Annotated in this window: 24 protein-coding genes and 1 pseudogene; 17 read left to right on the forward strand and 8 right to left on the reverse strand. The window is 66.3% G+C overall.

Features of this window, described 5'->3' with window-relative positions; translation table 11 throughout:
- Positions 1-284: fructose-bisphosphatase class II (locus tag ABD733_RS16670; RefSeq protein ID WP_344798310.1), on the forward strand; the 284-nt coding region annotated here is incomplete at its 5' end.
- Between the two features lie 15 nt (positions 285-299).
- Here ABD733_RS16670 and ABD733_RS16675 read toward each other — a convergent pair.
- A complete protein-coding gene (locus ABD733_RS16675) occupies positions 300-1,523 on the reverse strand; it encodes a DNA recombination protein RmuC (protein WP_344798312.1) in 1,224 nt (407 codons plus the stop codon).
- Positions 1,524-1,644: 121 nt separating this feature from the next.
- On the opposite strand from ABD733_RS16675, the gene iolC reads away from it, so the two are divergent.
- The 9 genes from iolC (at position 1,645) to ABD733_RS16720 (ending at position 11,400) form a co-directional block, all read left to right on the forward strand.
- Positions 1,645-2,613, forward strand: a complete 969-nt coding sequence (gene iolC / locus ABD733_RS16680; RefSeq protein ID WP_344798314.1) for a 5-dehydro-2-deoxygluconokinase — start codon at positions 1,645-1,647, stop codon at positions 2,611-2,613.
- A complete protein-coding gene (locus ABD733_RS16685) occupies positions 2,606-3,535 on the forward strand; it encodes a class I fructose-bisphosphate aldolase (RefSeq protein WP_344798316.1) in 930 nt (309 codons plus the stop codon). Before iolC ends, ABD733_RS16685 begins: the two co-directional genes overlap by 8 nt.
- A 14-nt stretch (positions 3,536-3,549) precedes the next feature.
- Positions 3,550-5,079: a CoA-acylating methylmalonate-semialdehyde dehydrogenase gene (locus tag ABD733_RS16690; protein WP_344798318.1), complete on the forward strand. Its 1,530-nt coding sequence runs from the start codon at positions 3,550-3,552 to the stop codon at positions 5,077-5,079.
- Positions 5,076-5,996 (forward strand): 5-deoxy-glucuronate isomerase, encoded by a 921-nt coding sequence (iolB, locus tag ABD733_RS16695; protein ID WP_344798320.1) that lies wholly within the window; start codon positions 5,076-5,078, stop codon positions 5,994-5,996. Before ABD733_RS16690 ends, iolB begins: the two co-directional genes overlap by 4 nt.
- Entirely contained in the window at positions 5,993-7,903 is a 1,911-nt protein-coding gene (iolD, locus tag ABD733_RS16700) for a 3D-(3,5/4)-trihydroxycyclohexane-1,2-dione acylhydrolase (decyclizing) (protein ID WP_344798322.1), read from the forward strand. Before iolB ends, iolD begins: the two co-directional genes overlap by 4 nt.
- A gap of 82 nt (positions 7,904-7,985) precedes the next feature.
- On the forward strand, positions 7,986-8,921 hold the full coding sequence (locus ABD733_RS16705) for a sugar phosphate isomerase/epimerase family protein (RefSeq protein WP_344798324.1): 936 nt from the start codon (positions 7,986-7,988) through the stop codon (positions 8,919-8,921).
- Positions 8,922-9,007: 86 nt separating this feature from the next.
- A complete protein-coding gene (locus ABD733_RS16710) occupies positions 9,008-10,063 on the forward strand; it encodes a Gfo/Idh/MocA family protein (protein WP_344798326.1) in 1,056 nt (351 codons plus the stop codon).
- A gap of 4 nt (positions 10,064-10,067) precedes the next feature.
- Entirely contained in the window at positions 10,068-10,937 is an 870-nt protein-coding gene (locus tag ABD733_RS16715) for a sugar phosphate isomerase/epimerase family protein (protein ID WP_344798328.1), read from the forward strand.
- 46 nt (positions 10,938-10,983) lie between these two features.
- Positions 10,984-11,400 carry a tautomerase family protein gene (locus tag ABD733_RS16720; protein WP_344798330.1) on the forward strand — a complete coding sequence of 139 codons (417 nt, stop codon included), beginning with the start codon at positions 10,984-10,986 and terminating at the stop codon, positions 11,398-11,400.
- Here the strand turns inward: ABD733_RS16720 and ABD733_RS16725 are convergent.
- A complete protein-coding gene (locus ABD733_RS16725; RefSeq protein ID WP_344798332.1) occupies positions 11,381-12,142 on the reverse strand; it encodes a GntR family transcriptional regulator in 762 nt (253 codons plus the stop codon). The genes ABD733_RS16720 and ABD733_RS16725 overlap by 20 nt on opposite strands.
- A gap of 131 nt (positions 12,143-12,273) precedes the next feature.
- A complete protein-coding gene (locus ABD733_RS16730; protein ID WP_344798334.1) occupies positions 12,274-12,882 on the reverse strand; it encodes an exonuclease domain-containing protein in 609 nt (202 codons plus the stop codon).
- 154 nt (positions 12,883-13,036) lie between these two features.
- Here ABD733_RS16730 and ychF point away from each other — a divergent pair, with 154 nt between their 5' ends.
- Positions 13,037-14,110, forward strand: a complete 1,074-nt coding sequence (gene ychF, locus ABD733_RS16735) for a redox-regulated ATPase YchF (RefSeq protein WP_344798336.1) — start codon at positions 13,037-13,039, stop codon at positions 14,108-14,110.
- Between the two features lie 514 nt (positions 14,111-14,624).
- Positions 14,625-15,137: a hypothetical protein gene (locus ABD733_RS16740; protein ID WP_344798338.1), complete on the forward strand. Its 513-nt coding sequence runs from the start codon at positions 14,625-14,627 to the stop codon at positions 15,135-15,137.
- An 83-nt stretch (positions 15,138-15,220) separates the two neighbouring features.
- On the opposite strand, the gene ABD733_RS16745 is transcribed toward ABD733_RS16740, so the two are convergent.
- Both ABD733_RS16745 and ABD733_RS16750 read right to left on the reverse strand, forming a co-directional pair.
- Entirely contained in the window at positions 15,221-16,066 is an 846-nt protein-coding gene (locus tag ABD733_RS16745; protein WP_344798340.1) for a hypothetical protein, read from the reverse strand.
- Between the two features lie 202 nt (positions 16,067-16,268).
- On the reverse strand, positions 16,269-16,748 hold the full coding sequence (locus ABD733_RS16750; RefSeq protein WP_344798342.1) for a hypothetical protein: 480 nt from the start codon (positions 16,746-16,748) through the stop codon (positions 16,269-16,271).
- Positions 16,749-17,207: 459 nt separating this feature from the next.
- Here ABD733_RS16750 and ABD733_RS16755 point away from each other — a divergent pair, with 459 nt between their 5' ends.
- Positions 17,208-17,933: a recombinase family protein gene (locus ABD733_RS16755; RefSeq protein ID WP_344798344.1), complete on the forward strand. Its 726-nt coding sequence runs from the start codon at positions 17,208-17,210 to the stop codon at positions 17,931-17,933.
- Positions 17,934-18,168: 235 nt separating this feature from the next.
- Here the strand turns inward: ABD733_RS16755 and ABD733_RS16760 are convergent, their stop codons facing one another.
- A complete protein-coding gene (locus ABD733_RS16760; RefSeq protein WP_344798346.1) occupies positions 18,169-18,810 on the reverse strand; it encodes a hypothetical protein in 642 nt (213 codons plus the stop codon).
- 208 nt (positions 18,811-19,018) lie between these two features.
- On the opposite strand from ABD733_RS16760, the gene ABD733_RS16765 reads away from it, so the two are divergent.
- From ABD733_RS16765 to ABD733_RS16780, 4 genes and pseudogenes are all read left to right on the forward strand, one after another.
- On the forward strand, positions 19,019-19,864 hold the full coding sequence (locus ABD733_RS16765; RefSeq protein WP_344798348.1) for a restriction endonuclease: 846 nt from the start codon (positions 19,019-19,021) through the stop codon (positions 19,862-19,864).
- Between the two features lie 77 nt (positions 19,865-19,941).
- The gene (locus ABD733_RS16770; protein ID WP_344798350.1) at positions 19,942-20,595 is read left to right on the forward strand and encodes a DUF5343 domain-containing protein; all 654 of its coding nucleotides are present in this window, start codon (positions 19,942-19,944) and stop codon (positions 20,593-20,595) included.
- Entirely contained in the window at positions 20,582-21,130 is a 549-nt protein-coding gene (locus ABD733_RS16775; RefSeq protein ID WP_344798352.1) for a hypothetical protein, read from the forward strand. Before ABD733_RS16770 ends, ABD733_RS16775 begins: the two co-directional genes overlap by 14 nt.
- A 101-nt stretch (positions 21,131-21,231) precedes the next feature.
- A pseudogene (locus tag ABD733_RS16780) lies at positions 21,232-22,401 on the forward strand (IS3 family transposase).
- Between the two features lie 167 nt (positions 22,402-22,568).
- On the opposite strand, the gene ABD733_RS16785 reads toward ABD733_RS16780, so the two are convergent.
- Both ABD733_RS16785 and ABD733_RS16790 read right to left on the reverse strand, forming a co-directional pair.
- Entirely contained in the window at positions 22,569-23,066 is a 498-nt protein-coding gene (locus ABD733_RS16785) for a hypothetical protein (RefSeq protein ID WP_344798355.1), read from the reverse strand.
- Between the two features lie 182 nt (positions 23,067-23,248).
- Positions 23,249-23,605 carry a hypothetical protein gene (locus ABD733_RS16790; protein ID WP_344798357.1) on the reverse strand — a complete coding sequence of 119 codons (357 nt, stop codon included), beginning with the start codon at positions 23,603-23,605 and terminating at the stop codon, positions 23,249-23,251.
- Positions 23,606-24,085 lie beyond the last annotated feature (480 nt).

The following is a 24,085-nucleotide window of genomic DNA, read 5'->3' on the forward strand; positions in this document are numbered from 1 at the left end:
GCGTCATCCAGGGCCGTCTCAAGCCGAAAGACGACGCCGAGCGCCAGAAGGCCCTCGACGCGGGCCACGACCTCGACCGGATCCTCGACCAGGACGACCTCGTCACCGGCGACAACACCTACTTCGTGGCGACCGGCGTGACCGACGGCGCTCTCGTGGCGGGCGTCTCGCGCAGCAAGGGCATGATCCGCACCGAGTCGCTGGTGCTCCGCTCGCACTCCGGAACCCAACGCCGCGTCATCGCCGACCACCTCGAGTCGAAGTGGCTCGGCGAAGACGACTGATGTTCGGGCGTCGGCTCAGTCGCGCGGCTCCAGCTGCGCGGTGAGCTCCACGGCGGCCAGATCTCGGGGCACGTCGTCGATTGTCGCAGGCGACTGCAGCACGGTCGCCTCGTCGAGCATGCTGAGGCGCCGCGCCGAGGGGAGCACCTGGCGCTCCAACGACCCGACGAAGCGGTTGTAGTCGGCGACGGAGCCGCGGAGCGACCTGCCGAGCTTGTCGACGTGGGTGGCGAGGGTCGAGATGCGCCCGTAGAGCTCGCGGCTGAGATCGAACAGCTGCTTCGCCTCCTGCGTCACCACGTCTTGTTGCCAGCTGAAGGCGATCGTCTTGAGCACCGACCACAGGGTCACGGGCGAGGCCAGGGCGATCCGTTTCTGGAACGCGTAGTCCATGATCGACGGGTCGGCCTCGAGGGCCGACGAGACGAGCGACTCGCTCGGGATGAACGCGATCGTGAGCTCGGGCGACGAGTCGAGGCCGGCCCAGTAGGTCTTGCCGGCGAGGGTGTCGATGTGCGCCCGGACCGCGCGGACGTGATCGCGCAGGAGTTCGGTGCGCCGCGCACCCTCCGCGCCCGTCGCCGTGACCGGGATGCTCGATGCCTCGAGGTACGCGGCGAACGGCACCTTCGCGTCGACGGCGATGTCCTTGCCGCCGGGCAGGTGGATGACCATGTCGGGGCGGCCGGCCCCGGCGTCGCTCCGGATGCTCGTCTGGACGTCGAAGTCGACCCTCTCGAGGAGGCCGGCGGCCTGCACGACGTTGCGGAGTTGCGTCTCGCCCCAGAGGCCTCTCGTGCTGTTCGACTTCAGGGCCGCCGCGAGCGTCTCGGCGGTCGACCGCAGGCGCTCTTCGGACTCGGCTGCGGCGCGGAGCTGCTCGCTCAGCTCGCCGTGCTGCCGGAGGCGCTGCTGCTCGAGCTCCGCGACCTTGGCCTGCACGGCTCGGAGGCTCTCGGCCACGGGGCTGAGGGCGGTGAGCACCCTCCCGTCGGAGGAGCCGCGGCGGTTCTCGGCCTCGGCGCTCGCGATGAGCCGGTCGTGGAGCTCGTCGATGCGCTGCTCCTGCTGCTCGAGCTGGCGCTCGTGGAGCGCCCCCTCGGCGTCGAGGCGCTCCCGGAGCGCGTCGGCGGTCGACGAGGCGGCGGCGACGCGGGCACGGAGCAGCGCGAGGCCGACCAGGAGGCCCAGCGCGGCCCCGACGACGAGACCCAGGAGGAGGGCGAGAACCGGTGACATGCGGGCAGTCTGGCAGCGGCCACCGACATCTCGGGGATGCCGCGACGGGTGCCAGAGAGCGGATCCGGAGAGTCGGAAGTTTGTCCTGACATTAAGCCAACATGCGTGTACGCTCGGGGCCATGACGCAGTCCGACAGCACCTCCACCTACGACGTGATCACCATGGGGAGGGTCGGCGTCGACATCTACCCCCAGCAGGCCGGCGTGCCGCTCGAGAGGGTCGAGACGTTCTCGAAGTCGGTCGGCGGCAGCGCGACCAACGTCGCCATCGCCGCCTCCCGCTACGGTCGCCGCTCCGCGGTCGTCACGCGCACGGGCGTCGACCCCTTCGGCCGCTACATCGTCGAGGAGCTCGGGCGCCTCGGCGTCTCCACGGAGTTCGTCGAGGCGGTCGCGGGGCTCCCGACGCCGGTCACCTTCTGCGAGATCTTCCCGCCCGACGACTTCCCGCTCTACTTCTACCGCGAGCCCAAGGCGCCCGACCTCATGATCACGGGGGAGTCGCTCGACCTCGAAGCCGTCCGGACGGCCGGCGTGTTCTGGACCACCGTCACCGGCCTCTCCGAGGAGCCGAGCCGCGAGGCGCACCACGTCGCCTACCAGGCCAGGGCCCGTCGGCCGCTGACCGTCCTCGACCTCGACTACCGGCCCATGTTCTGGTCGTCGCCGGAGGACGCGACGCGCGAGGTGGGTCGCGCCCTCGAGCACGCGACGGTGGCGGTGGGCAACCGCGAGGAGTGCGAGATCGCTGTCGGTGAGACCGATCCCGAGCGGGCGGCCGACGCGCTGCTCGAGCGCGGCGTCGAGCTGGCGATCGTCAAGCAGGGGCCGAAGGGCGTGCTGGCCAAGACGGGCGACGAGCGCGTCGAGGTGCCGGCGCACCTGGTGAAGGTGATCAACGGGCTGGGCTCGGGCGACGGATTCGGCGGGGCGCTGTGCCACGGCCTCCTCGCGGGCTGGGACCTCACCCGCATCCTGCGCTTCGCCAACGCGGCGGGCGGGATCGTCGCGACCCGCTTCGAGTGCTCCACCGCCATGCCGACGGCCGCCGAGGTCGAGGCCGTGCTCGAGGAGGCGCTCCATGTCTGACACGAAGACCGCCAGCGCACCGACGGTCGACGTCGCGCGGCTCCGCGAGATCCGCGCGACCGAGCCCGAGGCGATCGGCGCCGCGCTGGCCAGCCGGGTGCGGAGGCCGCTGCTGCAGGGCGACGGCAGGCTGTTCATCGTCGCGGCCGACCACACCGCCCGCGGCGCCCTCGGGGTCCGTGGCGATGCGCTCGCCATGTCCGACCGCGGCGAGCTCCTCCGCCGCCTCGTCGTCGCGCTCGAGCGGCCCGGCGTCGACGGGGTCCTCGGCACGCCCGACATCCTGGAGGACCTCGCCCTCCTCGGCGCCCTCGACGGGAAGGTCGTGGTCGGCTCGATGAACCGCGGCGGGCTCCAGGGGGCCTCGTTCGAGATGGACGACCGCTTCACCGCCTACTCCGCCAGGTCGATCGTCGACTCCGGCTTCGACTTCGCCAAGCTCCTCGTGCGCATCAACCTCGCCGACCGGGCGACGGCCGACACCATCGAGGCCACCGCCCGCGCGGTCACCGAGTCGGCAGCCCTCCGCCTCCCGATCATGCTCGAGCCGTTCGTCTCGGACTGGGTCGAGGGCAGGATCGTGAACGACCTGAGCACCGAGGCCGTCGTCAAGTCGGTCGCCATCGCCTCCGGCCTCGGAGAGTCGACCGCCTACAGCTGGCTGAAGCTCCCCGTCGTCCCCGACATGGAGCAGGTGATGGCCGCGACGACGCTGCCCACGCTGCTGCTCGGCGGCGATCCTGCCGAGAGCCCGGCCGAGACGTACGAGAGCTGGGCGCGAGCACTCGCCCAGCCCGGCGTCCGCGGCCTCACGGTCGGGCGCACGCTGCTCTACCCGCCCGACGACGACGTCGAGGCAGCCGTCGACATCGCGGCCGGCCTCGTCCACCCCGGCGTCTCCGCCGCTTCCCAGAACGCCTAGTCGAAAGAACGCCCATGACCACGACCTCAGCCGTCAGCGAGACGACCGGCACCGACCTCCCCGAGATCACCCACTGGATCGACGGGAGGCGCGTCCCCGGGACCTCCGGGCGCACCGCACCCGTCTTCGATCCTGCGCTCGGCGTCGCGACGAAGCGGGTCGCTCTCGCGAGCCAGGAGGAGATCGACGCGGCCATCGCGTCCGCGAAGGCGGCCTTCCCCGCCTGGCGCGACCTGTCGATCACGAAGCGCCAGCAGATCATGTTCCGCTTCCGCGAGCTGGTGAACGAGCGGAAGGACGAGCTCGCCGAGATCCTGACCTCCGAGCACGGCAAGGTCCTCTCCGACTCGATCGGCGAGATCCAGCGCGGCCTCGAGGTCCTCGAGCTCGCGACCGGCTTCCCGCACCTGATCAAGGGCGAGTTCAGCCAGCAGGTCTCCACCGGCGTCGACGTCTACTCGACGAAGTCGCCGATCGGCGTGGTCGGGGTCATCAGCCCGTTCAACTTCCCGGTCATGGTGCCGATGTGGTTCTTCCCGATCGCCATCGCCGTGGGCAACACCGTCGTGCTCAAGCCGAGCGAGAAGGACCCGTCGTCGTCGATCTTCCTAGCCGAGCTCTTTCAGGAGGCGGGCCTCCCCGACGGCGTCTTCACCGTCCTGCAGGGCGACAAGCTCGCGGTCGACGGCCTCCTCGAGAGCCCCGACGTCGCGAGCATCTCGTTCGTCGGCTCGACTCCCATCGCGAAGTACATCTACGAGACGGCCGCGAAGAACGGCAAGCGCGTCCAGGCGCTCGGCGGGGCGAAGAACCACATGCTGGTGCTGCCCGACGCCGACCTCGAGCTCGTCGCGGACTCCGCGATCAACGCCGGCTTCGGCTCGGCGGGCGAGCGGTGCATGGCGATCAGCGTGCTCGTCGCGGTGGACGACGTCGCCGACCGGGTCGTGCCGATGATCCGCGACCGCATGGCGCAGCTGACCGTGGGCGACGGCCGGCGCTCCTGCGACATGGGCCCGCTGGTCACCGAGCAGCACCGCGACAAGGTGGCCTCCTACGTCGACATCGCTCTCGAAGACGGCGCCGAGGTGGTCGTCGACGGGCGCGGCATCGAGGTGGACGGCGACGAGGGCGGCTTCTGGTTCGGCCCGACTCTGATCGACCGGGTGCCGCTGACCAGCCGCGTCTACACGGAAGAGATCTTCGGTCCGGTCCTGAGCGTGGTCCGGGTCGCCACCTACGAGGAGGGCGTCGACCTCATCAACGCGGGCGCCTTCGGCAACGGCACCGCGATCTTCACCAACGACGGCGGGGCCGCGAGGCGCTTCCAGAACGAGATCGAGGTCGGCATGATCGGCATCAACGTGCCGATCCCGGTGCCCGTCGCCTACTACTCGTTCGGCGGCTTCAAAGACTCGATCTTCGGCGACTCGAAGGCGTACGGCCTCCAGGGCTTCCACTTCTTCACCCGCGAGAAGGCGATCACCTCGCGCTGGTCCGACCCGAGCCACGGAGGCATCAACCTCGGCTTCCCGCAGGCATGAACGAGTGGTTCTTCCCCCGCGGCACCCTGGCGCGGGGCGACTGGGAGACCGTCGTCGACGACACGTTCGAGGGCTGGCAGCACACCGGCCTCCGCATCGGCGACCTCGGCGCCGCCGGCAGTGCGGGCCTCACGCTCGAGGCCGAGGGCGTCGAGCGGATGGTCGTGCCGCTCTCGGGCGACGTCCGCATCGCTCACGAGGGCGCAGGATCCCGCGGCGAGATCGACCTCGTCGGCCGCCGGTCGGTCTTCGACGGGCCCTGCGACGTCGCCTACCTCGGCGTCGGCGTCCGGGCGACGCTCACCGGCACGGGCCGCGTCGCGGTCGCCGAGGGGCCCGCGACCGAGCCGCTCGACGTCCAGGTGCTCCGGGCAGCCGACATCCCCGTGGAGATCCGGGGTGCGGGCCGGTCGACCCGCCAGGTGCACAACCACGGCACCCCCGCCGGGCTCCACGCGCAGAAGCTGATCGTCTGCGAGGTGATCACCCCGGCCGAGAACTGGTCGTCGTATCCGGCGCACAAGCACGACGAGAGCGTGCTCGGCACCGAGTCGCGGCTGGAGGAGATCTACTACTTCGAGTCGGCCGTCTCCCGCGGCGTCGACGCCCCCGCAGGCGCCGACCCGTTCGGCCTGTTCGCGACCTACTCGTCGCCGGCCGGCCGCATCGACGTCAATGCGCTCGTCCGCACCGGCGACGTCGCCCTGGTGCCGTTCGGCTACCACGGCCCCGCGGTGGCGGCCCCCGGCTACGACCTCTTCTACCTCAACGTCATGGCGGGCCCCGACCCGGAGCGCGTCTGGAACATCTCCGACGACCCCCGCCACGCCTGGGTCCGCGAGCAGTGGGCGACCCAGCAGCCCGATCCGAGACTCCCGTACACGCGAGCCACCACCCCCGAAGGGCAGCACCGATGAGCACCACCCCGACGACGAAGCGGATGACCGTGGCGCAGGCCCTGGTCGAGTTCCTGGCCAACCAGTGGACGGTCGACGGCGACATCCGCGAGCGCACCATCCCCGGCGTCTTCGGCATCTTCGGACACGGGAACGTCGCAGGAGTCGGCCAGGCCCTCAAGCAGATCCACGAGACCGATCCTGGTCTGATGCCGTACTTCCAGGCGCGGAACGAGCAGGCGATGGTGCACCAGGCGGTCGGGTACGCCCGCATGCACCGCCGTCGCGCGACCTACGCCGCCGCCGCGTCCGTCGGGCCCGGAGCCGCGAACATGCTGACCGGCGCCGCCCTCGCCACCACGAACCGACTGCCCGTCCTGCTCCTCCCGAGCGACACCTTCGCCACCCGGGTCGCCGACCCGGTGCTGCAGCAGCTCGAGATGCCGCACGACACGAGCGTGCAGGTCACCGACGCGTTCCGCCCGCTCTCGCGCTTCTTCGACCGCGTCCAGCGACCCGAGCAGCTGTTCTCCATCGCGCTCGCGGCGATGCGCGTCCTGACCGATCCTGCCGAGACCGGTGCCGTGACCATCGCCCTGCCCGAGGACGTCCAGGCGGAGGCGCTCGACGTCCCGCTGGAGTTCCTGCAGCCCCGCGAGTGGCACATCCGGCGGCCGCTTCCCGAGCGCGGCCCGCTCGAGAGGGCCGTCGCCGCCATCCGAGGCGCGGAGCACCCCTTCGTCGTCGCCGGCGGCGGGGTCCTCTACTCCGGCGCCGAAGAGCTGCTCGCCGCCCTCGCTTCGGCCACCGGCATCCCGGTCGGCACCACTCAGGCCGGCGGCGGCGCGCTCCTCCACGACCACCCGCAGTACCTCGGCGGAGTCGGGGCGACCGGCACCCTCGCCGCCAACCGCCTCGCGGCCGAGGCCGACGTGGTCATCGGCATCGGCACCCGGTACAGCGACTTCACGACGGCGTCGCGCACCGCGTTCCAGAACGACGACGTCACCTTCGTAAACATCAACGTCGCCCCGTTCGACGCCTACAAGCACGGCTCGCAGCTGCCCGTCGTCGCCGACGCGCGAGAGACCCTCGAGGCGCTCGCCGGAGCCCTCGCCGGGTTCCACGTGAGCGACGAGCACGCCGCGACGGTGGCGCGCGAGAAGAGCGGCTGGGACGCCCTGGTCGACGAGGCCTTCCGGCCGACCGGCCAGGCGCTGCCCGGGCAGTCGGAGATCATCGGAGCCGTGCAGGCCGCGAGCGACCCCACCGACGTGGTCGTCCAGGCCGCAGGATCCCTCCCGGGCGACCTCCACAAGCTGTGGCGGGTCCGCGACGCGCTCGGCTACCACGTCGAGTACGCGTTCTCGACGATGGGCTACGAGATCGCGGGCGGGCTCGGCGTCAAGCGCGGAGCGCCCGAGCGCGACGTCATCGTCATGGTCGGCGACGGGTCGTACCTGATGCTGCACACCGAGCTCGTCACGGCGGTGGCCGAGGGGATCAAGATCATCGTCGTCCTGATCCAGAACCAGGGGTTCGCCTCGATCGGCCACCTCTCGGAGACCGTCGGCTCCGAGCGCTTCGGCACGCTCTACCGGAAGCGCGACCCCGAGACCCTCGACTTCCAGGGCAGCGAGATCCTGCCTGTCGACCTGGCCGCCAACGCGCGGAGCTACGGCATCGACGTCATCGACATCCTGCCCGGGGCATCCGCGATCGACGACCTGTCGGCCGCGCTCGCGACCGCGAAGGCGTCGCCCACCGCGACGCTGATCCACATCAACAGCGACCCGCTCGTCTACGCGCCCGACGGCGACGGCTGGTGGGACGTCCCGGTCGCTCAGACCTCGACCCTGCCGAGCACCGGCCGGGCCTACGACGAGTACCTCGTCGACAAGGCGAGGCAGCGGCCGCTCCTCGGCTGAGCCGGTCCGCCCCGCCGTCCCGCTGGCCCCGCCCCGCCCTCCCCGAACCACCGAGCACCTCGAGAAAGCAGACACCGACGTCATGACCATCACCGACTCGACGACCGCCACCCAGGGCATCCGCATCGGCACCGCGCCCGACTCCTGGGGCGTCTGGTTCCCGGAGCACCCGAGCCAGGTGCCGTGGAACCGGTTCCTCGACGAGGTCGTCGAGGCGGGCTACGAGTGGATCGAGCTCGGGCCGTTCGGCTACCTGCCCACCGATCCGAACCAGCTGCAGGACGAGCTCGGCTCCCGCGGCCTGAAGCTCTCCGCCGGCACCGTCTTCACCGGCTTCCACAAGGGCGCCGACCAGTGGAAGCGGGCCTGGGACCAGGCGCTCGACGTGGCGGGTCTCGCCTCGCAGCTCGGCGCCGAGCACCTCGTCGTCATCCCCGACCTGTGGCGGAGCGACCTCGACGCCTCGGTGATCGAGCCGCGGTCTCTCGATCCTGAGCAGTGGGAGGCCCTCGGCCGCGGTCACGACCAGCTGGGCAAGGCGCTGTTCGAGGAGTTCGGCATGCGCCAGCAGTTCCACACGCACGCCGACAGCCACGTCGGGACGTACCAGGAGACCGAGCGGTTCCTCGAGGTGACCGACCCCCGGTTCACGAACCTCTGCCTCGACACCGGCCACTTCGCCTACTACGGCGGCGACAGCGTCCGCCTCATCGAGGCGCACCCCGAGAGGATCGGCTACCTGCACCTCAAGCAGGTCGACTCCGACCTCCGCTTCACGGTGCTGAAGAACGACATCCCGTTCGGCGACGCCGTCGCGATGGGCGTGATGGTCGAGCCGCCGCTCGGCGTGCCCGAGTTCGCCCCGATCATCGAGGCCGTCGCGAAGCTCGACCCGAGCATCTTCGGGATCGTCGAGCAGGACATGTTCCCGGTGCCGTCGCTCGACCTCCCGCTCGGGATCGCCACCCGCACCCGCGAGCACATCTTCGGCTGCACGGCGATGGCCCGCATCCGCTGACCCGGCTCGCGAGCCTCGCGCGCACGCCCGGCCCGCAGACGCCACCGCCTCGTCAGCCCATCGACTCATCCCTCGAAGGAGAAACCATGTCCCCCTCACCCGCCCCTCTCCGCGTCGCCGTCGTCGGTGCCGGCGCCATGGGCAGCGACCACGTCAGCAGGATCACGCGCAGGATCTCGGGCGCCGAGGTCACCGCCGTCGTCGACCCCGACTCCGCCCGCGCGACGGCCGCTACGGCCCTCGCCCCCGGGTCGCAGACGTACTCCTCCTTCGAGGAGGCCCTCGACGCGACGCCGATCGACGCCGTGATCATCGCGACGCCCGGGTTCCTGCACGAGCCGGTGATCCTGCCCGCCCTCGAGAGGGGTCTCGCGATCCTGAGCGAGAAGCCCCTGAGCGACACCGTCGAGTCGAGCCTGCGCATCATCGAGGCGGAGCAGAGGCTCGACCGGCCGCACATCCAGGTCGGCTTCATGCGGCGCTTCGACCGCGGCTACCTCGAGCTCCGCGAGCTGGTCGAGAAGGGCGAGAACGGCGCCCTCCTGGCGCTGCACTGCGCTCACCGCAACCCGTCGACGCCGCCGAACTACTCCGAGTCCGCGCTCATCACCGACTCGGTGATCCACGAGATCGACATCGTGCCGTTCCTCGCGGGGGAGCCGATCGTCTCGGTCGAGGTGAAGAAGCCGCGCCGCAACTCGCTCGCTCCGGAAGGGCTCGTCGAGCCGCAGTTCGTGCTGTTCGAGACGCTCTCGGGCACCCTCGCGATCGTCGAGATCAGCGTCAACATCCAGTTCGGCTACCAGGTGACCACCGAGGCCGTGTTCGAGTCGGGCGTCGCCTCGATCGGCCGGGCCGAGACGATCCAGGTCGCCTCAGCCGGCACGCTCGGACAGGGTGTCACGCCGTCGTACAAGGAGCGCTTCGGCGCCGCCTACGACACCGAGATCCAGCGCTGGGTCGACGCCGCGGCCCGAGGCGCGATCGACGGCCCGTCGGCCTGGGACGGCTACCTCGCCAGCGTCGTCGCCGACGCGGGCGTCCTCGCGCAGTCGACCGGCGAGAAGGTCGCCGTCGAGTACGCGCTCGAGAAGCCGGCCTTCTACGAGGCGGGTGCGTCGTTGACATCGACGGGGGCGTGATCCTGTGGTCAAGATCGCTCTCGACCCGACCCCGTTCCACCACGACGTCCCGCTCCTCGAGCTGCCCGCGAAGGTGGCGTCGCTCGGCTACGAGCACCTGCAGCTGACCCCGCACGTCGACCTCCTCCCCTTCTTCCGCCACCCGAAGGCCGACGACGACCTCGTCGACGCGTTCGCGCGAGCCTGCCGCGACGCCGGAGTGGGCATCGCGTCGGTCCTGCCGGTGCTCCGCTGGTCGGGCCCCGACGAGGAGTCGAGGCGCGCCGCCGTCAAGCAGTGGAAGCGGGTCATCGACATCACCGCGCGCCTCGGGGTCGACCTGATCAACACCGAGTTCAGCGGACGTCCCGAGCGCCAGGAGGAGTCGGAGCGCGCCTTCTACTGGTCGATGGAGGAGCTCCTGCCGCTGTTCGAGCGCGAGGGCATCCGCGTGCTCATCGACCCGCACCCCGACGACTTCGTCGAGGACGGCCTCGAGGCCCTCCGCGTGATCCGCGGCCTCAACTCCCCGCTCGTCGGCATGGCCTTCGTCGCCTGCCACACCTTCCACTACGGAGACCAGACCCCGGCGATCCTGGAGGCCGCGGGCGACCGCATCGGCCTCGTCCACATCGCCGACACCTTCGACCACCACCGCTCGCACGGTCTCCGGTACATCACCAACCCGCCCGGCAACGCGGCGCGCGTGCACCAGCACCTCCCGATCGGCCGAGGCGACGTCGACTTCGACGAGTTCTTCGGCGGCCTCCGCGGCCTCGGCTTCTTCGACCGCGACGACACCGTCGCCGTGTCGAGCGTCTTCGCGGAAGACGAGGACGCCGACGAGGTGTCGCGCTTCCAGCTGGCCGAGATCCGGCGCAGGATCGCGGACTAGCGTCCACAGCACCGGCCTCCCGCCGGCTCCCACCCGAAAGGACCCCATGCCACTCGTCCGCATCGACGTCACCCAGGGGCGCACCGACGCCGAACTCCGATCCATCGCCGACGCGATCCACACCTCGATCGTCGAGGTCTACGGCATCCCGGAGCGCGACCGCTTCCAGGTGATCAACGAGCTCCCCGCGGGGCGGATCATCGCCGAAGACGCCGGGCTCGGCTTCGAGCGCACCCCGGGCGTGATCCTGATCCAGATCTTCACCCAGCGCGGCCGCAGCGAAGACGACAAGGGCGCTCTCTACGCCAGGATCGCCGCAGCCCTCGGCGAGCTCGGCGTCGCCGGCGAGGACGTCTTCATCGGCTACGTCGAGAACGGCCCGGAGGACTGGTCGTTCGGCTACGGCCGCGCGCAGTACGTCACCGGCGAGCTGTCGGTGCCGTCTACTTATCGACCAGAGTGATGCTGAAGCTGTAGAGGTCGGGTCGGTAGCAGTGGTAGCCGACCTCGACCGCTCGGCCCGACGCGTCGTAGGCGGTGCGGCTCATCGTGAGGACCGCGCCGCCCTCGTCGATCTCGAGGAGCTCGGCCTCGTCGCCGTGGCTGGCGCGGGCGCCGATGCGCTGCTTGGCCACCCGCATCGTCACGCCGCGGCCGCGGAGCAGCTGGTACAGGCCGAACGTCTCGAAGTCGTCGGCGCTCAGGTCGGCGACGCTCACCGGCAGGAAGTTCTCGAGCAGCGCGACCGGCACGTCGTCGGCCAGCCGGAGGCGCCGGATGTGCGTCACCTCGGCGCCGACCTCGATCCCGAGGTCTTCGGCGACGTGCTCGTCGGCGGGGATCACGTCGTGCGCGAGCACGCGGGTCGTCGGAGACTGGTCGCCGGCCTTGAGGTCGTCGAACAGGCTCGTCAGCTCGACCTTGCGGCTGACGGGGCCGTGGACTACCTGCGTGCCGATGCCGCGGCGCCGCACGAGCAGGCCCTTGTCGACGAGCTCCTGGATCGCCCGGCGGATCGTCGGGCGCGACAGGCCGAGGCGCTCGCCGAGGGCGACCTCGTTCTCGAGGCGTGACCCCGCCGGCAGGTCGCCGGAGGTGATCGCGCTCTCGATGCGTGACGACACCTGGAAGTACAGCGGCATCGGACCGGACCGGTCGAGGTCCATGAAGAGGTCGGCCGGGAGGGTGCCGTCGGGAGGTGTCATGAGGCTTCCTGGGTCGGGGGAGCGGGGCCCGCAGAGTGCAGGATCGTCGCCCCTTGTCCAGACATTATCACCGGTCGGCGGTGCGGCTTCGGGCTGCCGGGTCTCGTGCGGCCTGTTCTCGTGCGGCCTGGTCAGCGGGCCGCGCCGGCTCCGGCCTCGGCCCGGGCCGCGACCGGCCGGAGGACGTTGATGCGCACACCGGTCGCAGCGGCGAGCTCGTCGAGGTCGCTCGCGTCGTGGCGCTTCGCCGCGTGCAGGATGATCGCGGCGCAGGCCTCGGCGTCGGCCAGCGCGTCGTGGTGGGCGAAGTCCTCGAACCCGGCGGCCATCGCGGCGACCGGCAGGCGGTAGCTGTCGAGGTGGTACGTCTTGCGGGCGACCTGGAGGCTGCAGAAGTAGCGCGACGACGGGGTGTCGAGCCCCGTGGCGGCGCACCCGCCGCGGATCACGCCCATGTCGAACCCGGCGTTGTGGGCGACCAGGATGTCGTCGCCCGCGAACGCGAGGAGGTCGGGCAGCTGCTCGGCCCAGCCGAGAGCGCCGATGACGTCGTCGCGCACGATGCCGTGGATGCGGGTGTTCCACTCTGAGAAGTCGTCGTGCCCGTAGGGCGGCTTGATCAGCCAGGAGGCCTTGTCGACGACCCGGCCGCCTTTGACCTTGACGAGACCGACGGAACACGCCGAGGCGCTGGAGGAGTTCGCGGTCTCGAAGTCGATCGCTACGTAGTCGAGGGGCACGCGTTCATGGTCGCACGGGCCTCCGACACAGGCTGGTCACGCGTCGGCGTGGGCGGGTGTTCGGAGCCTTCGGCGCCCCTCGGGAGAGGGGCCCACTGCGACCACCACCCGCCGAAGCCGCCCACCCCCACCCCGCCGGTTAGGCTTGACGACCGTGGCTCTCACTATCGCGATCGTCGGACTCCCCAATGTGGGCAAGTCCACTCTCTTCAACGCCCTGACCAAGAACCAGGTGCTGGCGGCGAACTACCCGTTCGCCACCATCGAGCCGAACGTCGGGATCGTGAACCTGCCCGACCCGAGGCTCGGCGTGCTCGCCGAGCTGTTCCACTCCGAGAAGATCCTGCCCGCGCCGGTCTCCTTCGTCGACATCGCCGGCATCGTGAAGGGCGCCTCCGAGGGGGAGGGCCTGGGCAACAAGTTCCTGGCCAACATCCGCGAGGCCGACGCCATCGCCGAGGTGGTCCGCGGCTTCGAAGACCCCGACGTGGTGCACGTCGACGGCGTCGTCGATCCTGCTGCCGACATGGGCACTATCAACACCGAGCTGATCCTGGCCGACCTCGAGACCGTCGAGAAGGCCCTCGTCCGCTACGAGAAGGAGCTCCGCCTCAAGCGCGTCGAGCCGCTCGTGCACGACACCGCCGTCGCCGCCCGCGACGCGCTCCAGCGCGGCGAGGCCCTCTCGGCCACGAAGATCGACCTCGCGCCGATCGCCGAGCTCGGCCTCCTCACCGCGAAGCCCTTCATCTACGTCTTCAACGTCGACGAGACCGTCATCGGCTCGCCGGAGCGCCAGGCCGAGCTGTCGGCTCTGGTCGCGCCCGCCGAGGCGATCTTCCTCGACGCCAAGATCGAGTCCGAGCTGATCGACCTCGACCCCGAAGACGCTGCCGAGCTCCTCGCCTCCACCGGCCAGGAGGAGTCCGGCCTCGACCAGCTCGCGCGCATCGGCTTCGACACCCTCGGCCTCCAGACCTACCTCACCGCCGGCCCCAAAGAGACGCGCGCCTGGACCATCGGCAAGGGCTGGAAGGCTCCGCAGGCTGCCGGCGTCATCCACACCGACTTCGAGAAGGGCTTCATCAAGGCCGAGGTCATCTCCTTCGCCGACCTGGTCGAGACCGGCTCGATCGCCGAGGCTCGCGCCCACGGCAAGGCCCGCATCGAGGGCAAGGAGTACGTCATGCAGGATGGCGACGTGGTGGAGTTTCGATTCTCTAAGTAGATCGTTGAATTTACGGGGATCGTGCCGGAATTCCTGACACAAAATTAGTGTCAAATCTGCTGTTTGTGTCATGGTTGTGTCAAGGAATCTGGCTCAAGAATCGCTAGGCGGAGATCTAAGCCCGTCTCTTGCTCCATCCGTGCGATTGCTCGTCTCTACCCTCTTCTCGTCCGAGGCGGGAACCTCTGCGTGGCGAGCTTGAGATGGTGGTCATCAGGAGAGACAAGGCGGGCCTACAGAGCGAGTCCCAGTTCCGATCTCGCATCGATCCCGTGTGGCGTAAGTAAGCGAAGCTGAGCATCGAAGGCCGGGCACTCAATGGAGTGCCCGGCCTTCGTCGTAGCTGCCCGCCTCCGCGACGCTCACGCGGAACTCGCCGGATCATGCCGCCCGGCGCTCTTCGGGGATAAGTCTCCGTGCTCCGGGCTGCCCGTTGTACGCCTGCGCGCCGACACGCCCGGGGCTACACATCACTGCGCTACTCACCGCCTCCGCGCTGCTACTTGCAGCAGCCATGAGCCTTGCTCCATTTCCCGTCAGCCAGGTTGCTTCAGCGGCCCCTGCCACTGCGCCTCCCGCTGCCAAGCCCAACATTGTCGAGGGCGCGAGCTACGCCGGAAGCATCTTCGAGATCACGGGCTGGGACTTCTGTCCCAATATGCGGATCGCGGACGGAAGCACTCAGACTTACCAGCCCGGAGAGCTGACGGTCACCGCTGCGGTCGTTGGGGGCGTTGACCGCGTGGAAGTGTATCCAGGGTGGTCGGCCAAGATCGAGCGCAGCGGACAGACGAGCGGGACGGTCAGCCTCACCAATGAGCGATCGATCATTCTCACCTCGCACCCCGACCGTGACGACGCTGCTCACCGCTTCGACGATTTCTTCTGCTTCACGGTCTATGGGGATCTACCACTTCACGCTCGCCGGACCATGGCGCTTAGCAGAGCGGAAATCATCACGGCCGGAGACATCATTCCTGTAGGCAAGGGGTTGGTACCGGTTGGTTGGGGATCTGTGTTCCACTGATTTAGTCGGAAAGCGAACAACTGCGGGCCTCGACTCCTTTCTGGGATTGTGGCCTGCTGCCGTTGTGTCCCACCTACGAAAGCTCAAGCCTCGGCAGGGATTACTACGCCAGAGGTGAGCCACTGGACGAGCGTCGCAGCAAGGATCACGGCAGCCCTCGCTTCTTCGAGGGTGGCATCTGTGTAGTCGGGGCGTCCGTGCCGGCTCGCGTGGCCTCGCCAAAGCACCCGCATCATCGTTGCAAGGCTCTTTGCGCTCGGAGCCTTGTCGTTGTCCCGCAGCACGAGTCGCCATCTTGGATTCGACGCCTCGAGCACGGTGATGACCGTGCCCAGCGTCGGCTCATCCTTGCCGGTCTCGATGAGAGATAAAGCCGCCGTTTCGACGGCAACCACAGCGTTGCTGTACGCGACAGAGGATCTGGGATTCGTTCCGTAGGCATCGAGCCAAGCTTCTTGCAGCTTGACTGATGCGGCATCCTTAGCGCCGAGAACGCCTCGAACAGCCTCTTGAACACCGTTTGGTACGCGCTTAACCAGTCTGGCGCTATTTGTTTGCCACCGACTAACGGTCCAAGCCGATCCGCCATCACTCAAAATCAGTTCTAAAGGGTGTTCCTGGCCTCTAGGAAAGTTGCTCCTACTTGCGAAGTAGTCGAGAAGATTGGTGAAGTTGGCGTCTGAGATGGTTCGAAGATGCGTCAGGACCGTGCCGCGCCAGTTGAGTCTTGTGCTGGCCTTGAATCCCAAGTCTGTGCGCGACGCATTCTGAAAATCGACAAACTTATTGGAGTCAATGTTCGAACTCGTTACCGTCACCTGTGACTGCATCCACCTGAACACGGCTTCTCTCAGGTAGCCCGGGAAGTCTTCGGTGAGAGCCTCTTCTCTACCGGTTGGGATGGCCGGCCGCCACGCTTCGTTGCTCACGCCATGAGCGTAGCGGGCGGATCAGACATTCGGGTCTGATGCCCGCCTTCTGCTTAGGCACGAGCATGTGACATCTCAGCGTCCCGAGACGCTCAAGCATGAGTGTGCGCATGACGGCGGGCCAAGGGCGTGCCAAGGGCGTGCCAATTGCGAGAGGACCTGCGCAGCCCGTGCCCGGGCGCAAGTCATTTTGTAATGATGCCTACGGAGCTCGCCTAAGAGAGACGATGGCGGCAGCCGATAGGCCGAGGACGATCATCGTACCTATGAGCAGCCTCGTCTTATCTGCGCTCCGGACATTCGCGTCCATGAACTCGCTAGCCTTCTCTGCTCCCTGGCCCTGCAAGCTCTCGATGAGGTGGTAGATCCTGGACCGCTCATCGTCTCCCAAATCGCCTTGATCAAGGCGCTTGAGAAGACCATCGAGGGTGCGTTGAGTCAAGGCGAAGTAGGCCTGGCCGATGCTTTCAAGCGTTTCCTGCTCGCCCGTCCGTACTTGCTGGATCGCGTCAAAGCCGAGCGCCAGGAACCGTGCGAGGCTGGGGTGGCCCACCGCAAGCAGAGCAAGGTCTTCAGGATCGCGCTGAAGCAGATCTCTGGTCTCGTCAAGCGTTGGATGTGACCAGTCATCAACCCGCGGCTCATCCGGTTCCCCGATGTCCTGATGTTCCTCGTCGGCCATCTGAACTCCCGTTTCTGTTCGACTCAATGGTATCGGTAGGGCCGCATCGAGCTCAACGATCATCCAGATCGGCGGCTTGGCGATGGTGACTTATACCCCCGGTTGGAGCACCACCCTTAGATCACCACGCTTTGATATTGGTTTCTGCGCCATAACCGCCGGAGAACAGCTCCGGGCCGAAAAGTGTCGCAGGAGGCATCCCATGAGTTCTACGCCAGCCGCTCTCATCAAGGCATCTCGCCTGATCTCTCGTGAGACTCGCCGCACCGTGCCAGTCCACCGCATTTGACTCCGGCTCTCAACGGAACCAGACCAGTACGAAGTGCGCTTCTCCTATCCACAACCGAAGGAGGACGGAGTCGTGCACTCTCTCATCCCAAGACTCAGTCTCACATCTTTCGAGTTCCAGGCCGCCGAAGCTTGGCTCGATGACCGCTGCAAGAACGCAGGAGGACGACCATGGTAAGACGGGCTGGATACATCAGGCTAAGCCGCGACGACAGCAAGAGCCTCTCCATCGAGAACCAGGAGCGTGCGCTCTCGGAATACGATCCCGACATGCCTATCTGGGTAGATAGGGGAGTATCCGGATCGATCAACCTCACCGACGCCACCAGCGAATGGTCCACGAAGGTGCGGCCGTTCTTTGCGGCTGATCCGGTCAACACCGAGATCGTCGTTTACACCTTCGACCGACTGGGCCGGAGCAAGGGTGCGGTTCTCTTCGAGGTCGAGACGATGACCAAGGCAGGCGGGTCGCTCCATGTGATCCGCGAGGGTACGACTTTCACCGACGCGGAGGATCTCAGCCAGGCGATCGAGCTGACCTTCCGCTCGCTTTCGGATGAGAGCTACCGCACCGAAGGACGCAAGAAGACCCAGCGAGCCATCGATGCCCTCAAGGCTGCTGAGGTTCCGCTGGGTCGCAAGCCGTCTCTCACCGAGAAGCAGATCACGGAAATCAAGAAGCTCCATAGTCTGGATCTTGGTTTGACTTCCATCGGTAAGGCCGTCCGCACGAAGCGGAAGAAGGATGGAGTCATGACTGCTACCTCGCCTCGTGTGATCGCCCGTGTGCTCGCTGGCGAGTATGAGAGCCGAGAAGCCTACGAGCGCCGGGATCTTTCGGCACGAGAGGCGATGGCTGCTCGCGCTGTACTGGATCGCATTGGAGAACGAGCATGAGCCGCGCGGGGAGGCTGGGGAAGCATCCTAAGCGGCTAGCTAGTGGTCTCTACGGGCGGCTGCCCTGGTACGGCAAAGTCCTTGTGTCTCTGGCCACCATCGCCTCGGGGCTGCGTCTCCTCGATTGGATGGTGGGCCTATTCGTCTAGAAGTCGTCACAAGCAAGGCCGGGGTTCGATTGGTCTCCCGCCCCGGCCTTTTCTGTGGCCTCTGGTTGCAAAGGGTCGTCCAGCAATCAAGTTGGCATAGGAACCAAGCCGGTAAGTTGGAGGACAAGCAACGCGACACTCGCGACGGTCGATGCAAGCAGCCCAACGATAATGTTGTCTCGGTTCCGCACGAACCACCGGCGAAGTCCCCATTTGACGCCCTTCACCCTTATGAGCTGCGGGCCGGTAACTTTCGCACTTGGGCTGGCCTGACTGTGGTGCCTAACATTCTTGGCGTTGAACTTCGCTCCGTTCCAGCGCTTACGACGACTGAAATCTTTCATAACTCGCTCGGTGCCGTATCGCATGGCTTCCGTGTCTACACGAATGGGCGTCTGCCAACTCAATAAAACGGTTTCTGCCTTTTCTCCCGCGAACAAGATCATCGGGTCAGCGGATCGAAACTCATTATTGAGCCAGAGATTGGCGTAAATGGAAATGTCACGCATTGGTCCACCAAACTCTGTTACTCGTTGCTGCAGGCTTGTGAGGTCGGTCGAGTAGAAGGCTATGTTCGAAGTGGAGGTCGCAGTGAAGCGGAGTTTTGTTTTTTTCCAATTTTCGCCGAAGAGTATTTCTAGAAGTTCGCAAATGTCCTCCGCGATGCGCCAGGGATCAGCTGGCTGTGGCAGTTCTATGGTTGCGTCTTGAGTAAAACGGTCAGGCATGAGGAGTTTCTGTCTTAGGGCGCTGGTGATACGAAGATGGGCGCCGGTTAAGTCGAGGTTGATGAGACGCTACCGCGAATAGTCGAGTCGCGATGCGCGTGCTCCAATAGCTCGTAACCTGTATGCCCAGGTGTTCCTACGGTCTCTTCGCGCGTGGCCTGAGTGCCTCGTTAGCGGGCTCAAGCGGGCGACTTCGTACACTGAGAGCATGGATCAGGCGCATCGCGAGGGATCAGACACGGATCCGTCCGACCTTCGGAATGACGAACTGGAGCGAGAGCCTGTAGCAGTCGAGGACAGCGACGACTTCGCGCTCGGATCGCTCGACTTTGACGGGCTCTCGCCCACAGACTTCGAGGAGTTCTCTTTCGACCTCATGGCCGAGAGCGGTTTCTCCAATGTGGACTGGCGCAAGGGCACACCCCTCGCAGCTTCGCCCGCTGACCGTGGCCGAGACATCGTTGCTCGGAAGACGCTGACCGACATCGACGGGCACCAGTACGAGGAACAGTGGTTCGTCGACTGCAAGCATTACAAGCGAGGGGTGCCGCCCGATGCCCTCCAGGGAACCCTCGCCTGGGCCATGGTTGAGCGTCCGGCTGTGGTCCTCTTCATTGCGTCCGGCTACCTCACCAACGGGGCGAAGGACTGGATCGCGGACTACGAGCGAACCAATCGGCCTCCGTTCCGCATCCGGGTCTGGGAGAAGCCACAGCTCCTCCGACTGGTGGAGAAGAACCTCGATCTGGCCTTCCGGCACGATGTCGGCACGAGCGCGCTGAGGCGTGTTTCGGAGATCCTGCGGTCGGAGTCGGAGTTCATGGATCGACTCTGGTACGGGCGCAAGCCTGCTGACGAGAATGTCGATCTCTACGACTGGGCGGATGACATTAGGGCGGGGATGCTCGCCGCCAAGCGTCGGATGGAAGAGCAATACGGCCTAGATGAACTGGCAAAGGATGTCGAGACAGACTGGGCCTGGGGCTACCTTTCGGGCAAGATCTCTGCGCTGCGTTGGGTCCTCGGTGATGATTGGGACAATCTCGACAGCTGAACTAAGTTTGCGGCGCGCTCGTTCTCAGAGGGATCCTCACCCTCCGCTAAGGTCTCAGTACAGACGAAGGAGTCCATGTGGCCAACGAACTACCCCTGACGACGAACACCGCATCACTCACGCGGTTCCTGACTCATATTCAGGGCAGTGGGGTTCCAGCCAAGGTCGACCGAAGCTACTTGAAGAGTGTCGGATTCAAGAGTGGCAATGACGGCTACATCATCCCTGTGCTCAAGCACATCGGCTTCATCTCGACTAGTGGTGCGCCGGAGACAAGGTGGCGTAGCTATCGCGACAAAACTCGGGCTCCGAAAATCCTCGCACAGGGGATCCAGGAGGGTTACGCGGATCTCTTTGAGGTGTACCCGGAGGCCTACCGGAAGGACGAAGAGGCGCTTCGGAACTGGGTTCGCAGTAAGACCGAGTATGACGAAGTCAAGGTCGGTCACGCTGTGAAGACTTTTCAGGCTCTGGGAGCCATGGCGGAATTCGATAAGCCCGTGGACGGCCAGTCGGACGCCGAAATCACTCCGGCTGAAGCATCAGTGCCGATCGTTCAAGCCACCGTGCCCAATGCGGCTGCACTCGCCGCGTCGCCCTCTCCCGGTGCAACTACACCTTCCTTCAACATCAACATCGAGCTTCACCTCCCGCCTTCGGCCGACGCTGACACCTACGACAAGTTCTTCGCCGCCATGAAAAAGCACCTGTTCCCGGATGCCTCAGCTTGACGATCTCGTAGGCCGAGCGGAGGCTTTCAAGAAGGAAGCGCACAGTCTCTTCGGCCAGTTTGAGAGCGCTCCGTCTCGTGTTATCCAGCTGGACGAGTCCTATCAGACCCTCTCAGTCCTAAACCTCAAGCAGGACGAGCTGGTGCGGCAGGCACTCCGTTGCGTTGAGCATGGCCTTTACCGAGCAGCGCATGTGATGGCCTGGGCCGGCTTCATGGACTTCTACGAGGAGATTCTGCAATCGGATGGTCTAGTCGCAGTCCGCACATTGCGGGACAAATGGGATCACTGCCGAGACATCGAAGAGCTGAGAGAGTACAGAGCAGAATCTGCTCTTCTAGACCTCGCCCAGCCGCTTCAGATCGCCTCCAAGAATGAGATGAAAGCCCTACACTCCATGCTCAACAAGCGGAACCAGTGCGCACATCCAAGCTCGTTCGCCCCGGACTTGAACTCAACTCTGGGTTTTCTATCTGAAGTACTGCACTACCTAAAGCTGCTGGCAGGCAAGGTTCCGGTCCTCCCTGCTCCTTGAGGCGGTCACTCACTGCAGGGGCGATCATCCATGGGGACTGCTGAGGGTTCGGTTGACTCCGATCGGTAGGAGCATGTGCTCCTGCTGGAAGGATGTTCCTCATGGTGAAGGCCTATCCACCGGAGTTCCGGCGTGACGTGATCGCGGTCGCCCGCTGAGGCGAGGCGTCGCATCGACAAGTCGCGAAAGACTTCGGGATCTCCGAGACATGTCTGCAACGGTGGCTTCGAGTAGCCGACCGCGACGAGGGACTCGATCCGGCGTCAGCGTCGACCGCAGCTGCAAAGGCGGCTGAGCAAGCGGCCCTGAAAGAGGCGCAGAAAAGGATCCGGCTGCTCGAGCAGGAGAACGAGATTCTCCGCCGGGCGGCCGCGTATTTCGCTCAGTCCCAGCTCCCAAAATGAGTTACCCGCAGGTCCCCTGACCTTGCCGCTGACGGGGTCCCCGTCACGGTGGCCTGCCGGGTGCTCGGCTTCTCGAAGCAGGCGTTCTATCGGTGGAGGAGCAACCCGGTCGGCCAGCGCGACTGGGACGACGCCCACCTCACGAACGCGGCTTTCGACGCTCATGAGGATGACCCGACGTTTGGGTATCGGTTCATCGCCGATGAGTTGAAGGCCGCCGGCCATCGGACATCGGAGCGACGTGTCTGGCGGTTGTGCTCCCAGCAGCGGCTCTGGTCGCTGCACTCGAAGAAGCGGGGCCTGAACCGCAAAGCTGGCCCACCGGTGCACGACGACAGGGTCAAACGGGAGTTCACGGCGCCGGACGTGGACCGGCTCTGGCTCACGGACATCACCGAGCACGAGACGGCCGAGGGCAAGCTCTACCTGTGCGCTGTGAAAGACGCCTGCTCCCGTCGGATCGTGGGTTACTCGATTGACCACCGGATGAAAGCGTCCCTCGCTGTCAACGCGCTTCGGATGGCTGTCGACCGCCGGAGCCCGGCCGGCACCGTGGTTCACTCCGACCGGGGCAGCCAGTTCCGGTCCAAGAAATACGTCCGCGCTTTCAGCGAGGCGGGCCTGCTCGGCTCGATGGGAAGGGTCGGTGCGTGCGCCGATAACGCTGCAATGGAATCGTTCTTCGCGCTCCTGCAGAAGAACGTTTTGAACCGGCGGAAATGGGCCACAAGACAGCAGCTGCGGCTGGCGATCATCACCTGGATCGAGGCCAGCTATCACCGGAAACGACGCCAACGCGGCCTCGGGAAGCTGACACCGGTCGAGTACGAAGCAATAATCAACCCCCAGACCGCAATCGCGGCCTAGGAAACCGAGTCAACTAAACCCTCAGCAGTCCCGGGTCACGCGTGCTTGGGCGAGGATGGCATAGGTCGTGACACTCTTGCCGGAACGAGTCTCACCGGTCACCAGAGTGTGCAGGGAGTCTTCGAGGGAGCATTGCGCCAGTAGTCCGTCTTCCGTCGTCCCGATAATCACGGGGCTTCTCCGAACCAACCATCCATATCGGCGGCCCCATCAACGCTCGTAGTCCCGGCGAGCGGGTCGACGTAGTGAAACTCAAGAAGGACATGGACGGGGCAGCCTCGGAGGACACGTAGGTCCTCGCAGTGAAGCATGGCGCCCAGTACTTCTTCCTTCGACACCAAGTCGGTGGGCGTCTGTCCGAGGCGTTCGCGGACTCGGATGCGGACGACTCCGCCAAACGGCGTTGGCTCGAAGGACTGGATTCTCGGGAACTGCCACCTGTGCTTCGTGACGACCTTTCCTTGGCTGTTCGTTGTCTCGTAAGTTGACTCAGCGGCCAGACCAGCACCACGGAAGATTTCCCGCTGGGTGCCGCGGAAATACCCGACGGCCTTGAGGAAGCGACTGCGGGCGGGTTCAGATGCCCCGTTCGTCTTGGATGCTGCCTGGATCCTGGTGAGCAGGATGGAGCGGAGGGGGTTAGAGCACGCTGCCCACCTAGCCACGCCGCAACGCCGAGCGACCATTGTCCTGTCGCTGCGACACTCAGCCACACGAGCGGCTAAGCCGCGACTAGCCCGACAGTGGCCCACGCAGCCCAGGCCTTGAAGTTGACCATGTGGACTCCCTTCGTTGATCGCAGGGGCCCGCTTCGCTCTTGGAAGCGGGCCCCTGATTCCCGACGCGGTTAGCGAGCCGCCGGTGGGGTGATGTTCTCCACGAACACAGAGATCGCCAGACCGAAGCCGTTCTGTGCGGTGCGGATCCGGAGTTCGCCCCGCGAGCCCACCAGCACTGTTCCGAACGGCACGCTATTCGCTGGGACTTTCGTGAGCGTCTCAATCGTGGCTTCTGATGCCACGCCGTTCACCTGGACGATGCCGCTTCCGCGGTACAGCAGCTTGCCGCTCGCGGGGTCAGTCTTGAACTGCCCGTCTTGCCTTGACCCGTCGACGTACACGGCGGATGTTTTCGTCTCTGAAAGGCCAAGGATCTGGACGGACTTCGGGTCCACCGGGACGGTGTGGCTACTGATGACGGCCATAAGGTGTTCTCCTTTCGTTGTGACGTCGACTAGCTGCCGACGCTTCTCACATATGCGGCGGACGGACCGAAGAGTCTCCCGATGACACTCGCGGCTGCCGGTGGCAGAGGCGGCGCTGCCGCCGCGATGGCATCCACCTGGGCCGCGTATTCGATGTTGGTCGTCATGGCTCCGGCTATGCAGCCGGAGGGCGTCTCAGCTGGTTACATTGGCCAACGAGGGAACGTGATGGTGGAGGTCCGCTTCAACGTCTAGCGTCTTGGGCGACGTCGAGGAGTCCGGCTTCAGCGATGGGTGTCCCCGGCGTTCACCAGTCAGTGCCGCTGAGTACCGGGTGATTGAACCCGCGCGACATAGTCGAGTTCCACTCGCAGATTGGCGTCTGCATCGAGAAGGCAGGGTGACTAATCGACGATCTGTGGAGGTGAACATTCCTCGGCGTCCTGGCGTCGTTCCGGCAATACGGCCATGATTAGCGGA

The organism is Frondihabitans peucedani, assembly GCF_039537585.1.
Classification (GTDB): Bacteria; Actinomycetota; Actinomycetes; order Actinomycetales; family Microbacteriaceae; genus Frondihabitans; species Frondihabitans peucedani.

Coding starts and splice junctions, on each gene's coding strand:
- iolC (WP_344798314.1), top strand. CDS start 1,645: ATGACGCAGTCCGACAGCACCTCCACCTACGACGTGATCACCATGGGG.
- iolB (WP_344798320.1), top strand. CDS start 5,076: ATGAACGAGTGGTTCTTCCCCCGCGGCACCCTGGCGCGGGGCGACTGG.
- ABD733_RS16755 (WP_344798344.1), top strand. CDS start 17,208: ATGGTAAGACGGGCTGGATACATCAGGCTAAGCCGCGACGACAGCAAG.
- ABD733_RS16740 (WP_344798338.1), top strand. CDS start 14,625: ATGAGCCTTGCTCCATTTCCCGTCAGCCAGGTTGCTTCAGCGGCCCCT.
- ABD733_RS16705 (WP_344798324.1), top strand. CDS start 7,986: ATGACCATCACCGACTCGACGACCGCCACCCAGGGCATCCGCATCGGC.
- ABD733_RS16790 (WP_344798357.1), bottom strand. CDS start 23,605: ATGGCCGTCATCAGTAGCCACACCGTCCCGGTGGACCCGAAGTCCGTC.
- ABD733_RS16760 (WP_344798346.1), bottom strand. CDS start 18,810: ATGCCTGACCGTTTTACTCAAGACGCAACCATAGAACTGCCACAGCCA.
- ABD733_RS16720 (WP_344798330.1), top strand. CDS start 10,984: ATGCCACTCGTCCGCATCGACGTCACCCAGGGGCGCACCGACGCCGAA.
- ABD733_RS16690 (WP_344798318.1), top strand. CDS start 3,550: ATGACCACGACCTCAGCCGTCAGCGAGACGACCGGCACCGACCTCCCC.
- ABD733_RS16775 (WP_344798352.1), top strand. CDS start 20,582: ATGCCTCAGCTTGACGATCTCGTAGGCCGAGCGGAGGCTTTCAAGAAG.
- ABD733_RS16675 (WP_344798312.1), bottom strand. CDS start 1,523: ATGTCACCGGTTCTCGCCCTCCTCCTGGGTCTCGTCGTCGGGGCCGCG.
- ABD733_RS16725 (WP_344798332.1), bottom strand. CDS start 12,142: ATGACACCTCCCGACGGCACCCTCCCGGCCGACCTCTTCATGGACCTC.
- ABD733_RS16750 (WP_344798342.1), bottom strand. CDS start 16,748: ATGGCCGACGAGGAACATCAGGACATCGGGGAACCGGATGAGCCGCGG.
- ABD733_RS16685 (WP_344798316.1), top strand. CDS start 2,606: ATGTCTGACACGAAGACCGCCAGCGCACCGACGGTCGACGTCGCGCGG.
- iolD (WP_344798322.1), top strand. CDS start 5,993: ATGAGCACCACCCCGACGACGAAGCGGATGACCGTGGCGCAGGCCCTG.
- ABD733_RS16765 (WP_344798348.1), top strand. CDS start 19,019: ATGGATCAGGCGCATCGCGAGGGATCAGACACGGATCCGTCCGACCTT.
- ABD733_RS16710 (WP_344798326.1), top strand. CDS start 9,008: ATGTCCCCCTCACCCGCCCCTCTCCGCGTCGCCGTCGTCGGTGCCGGC.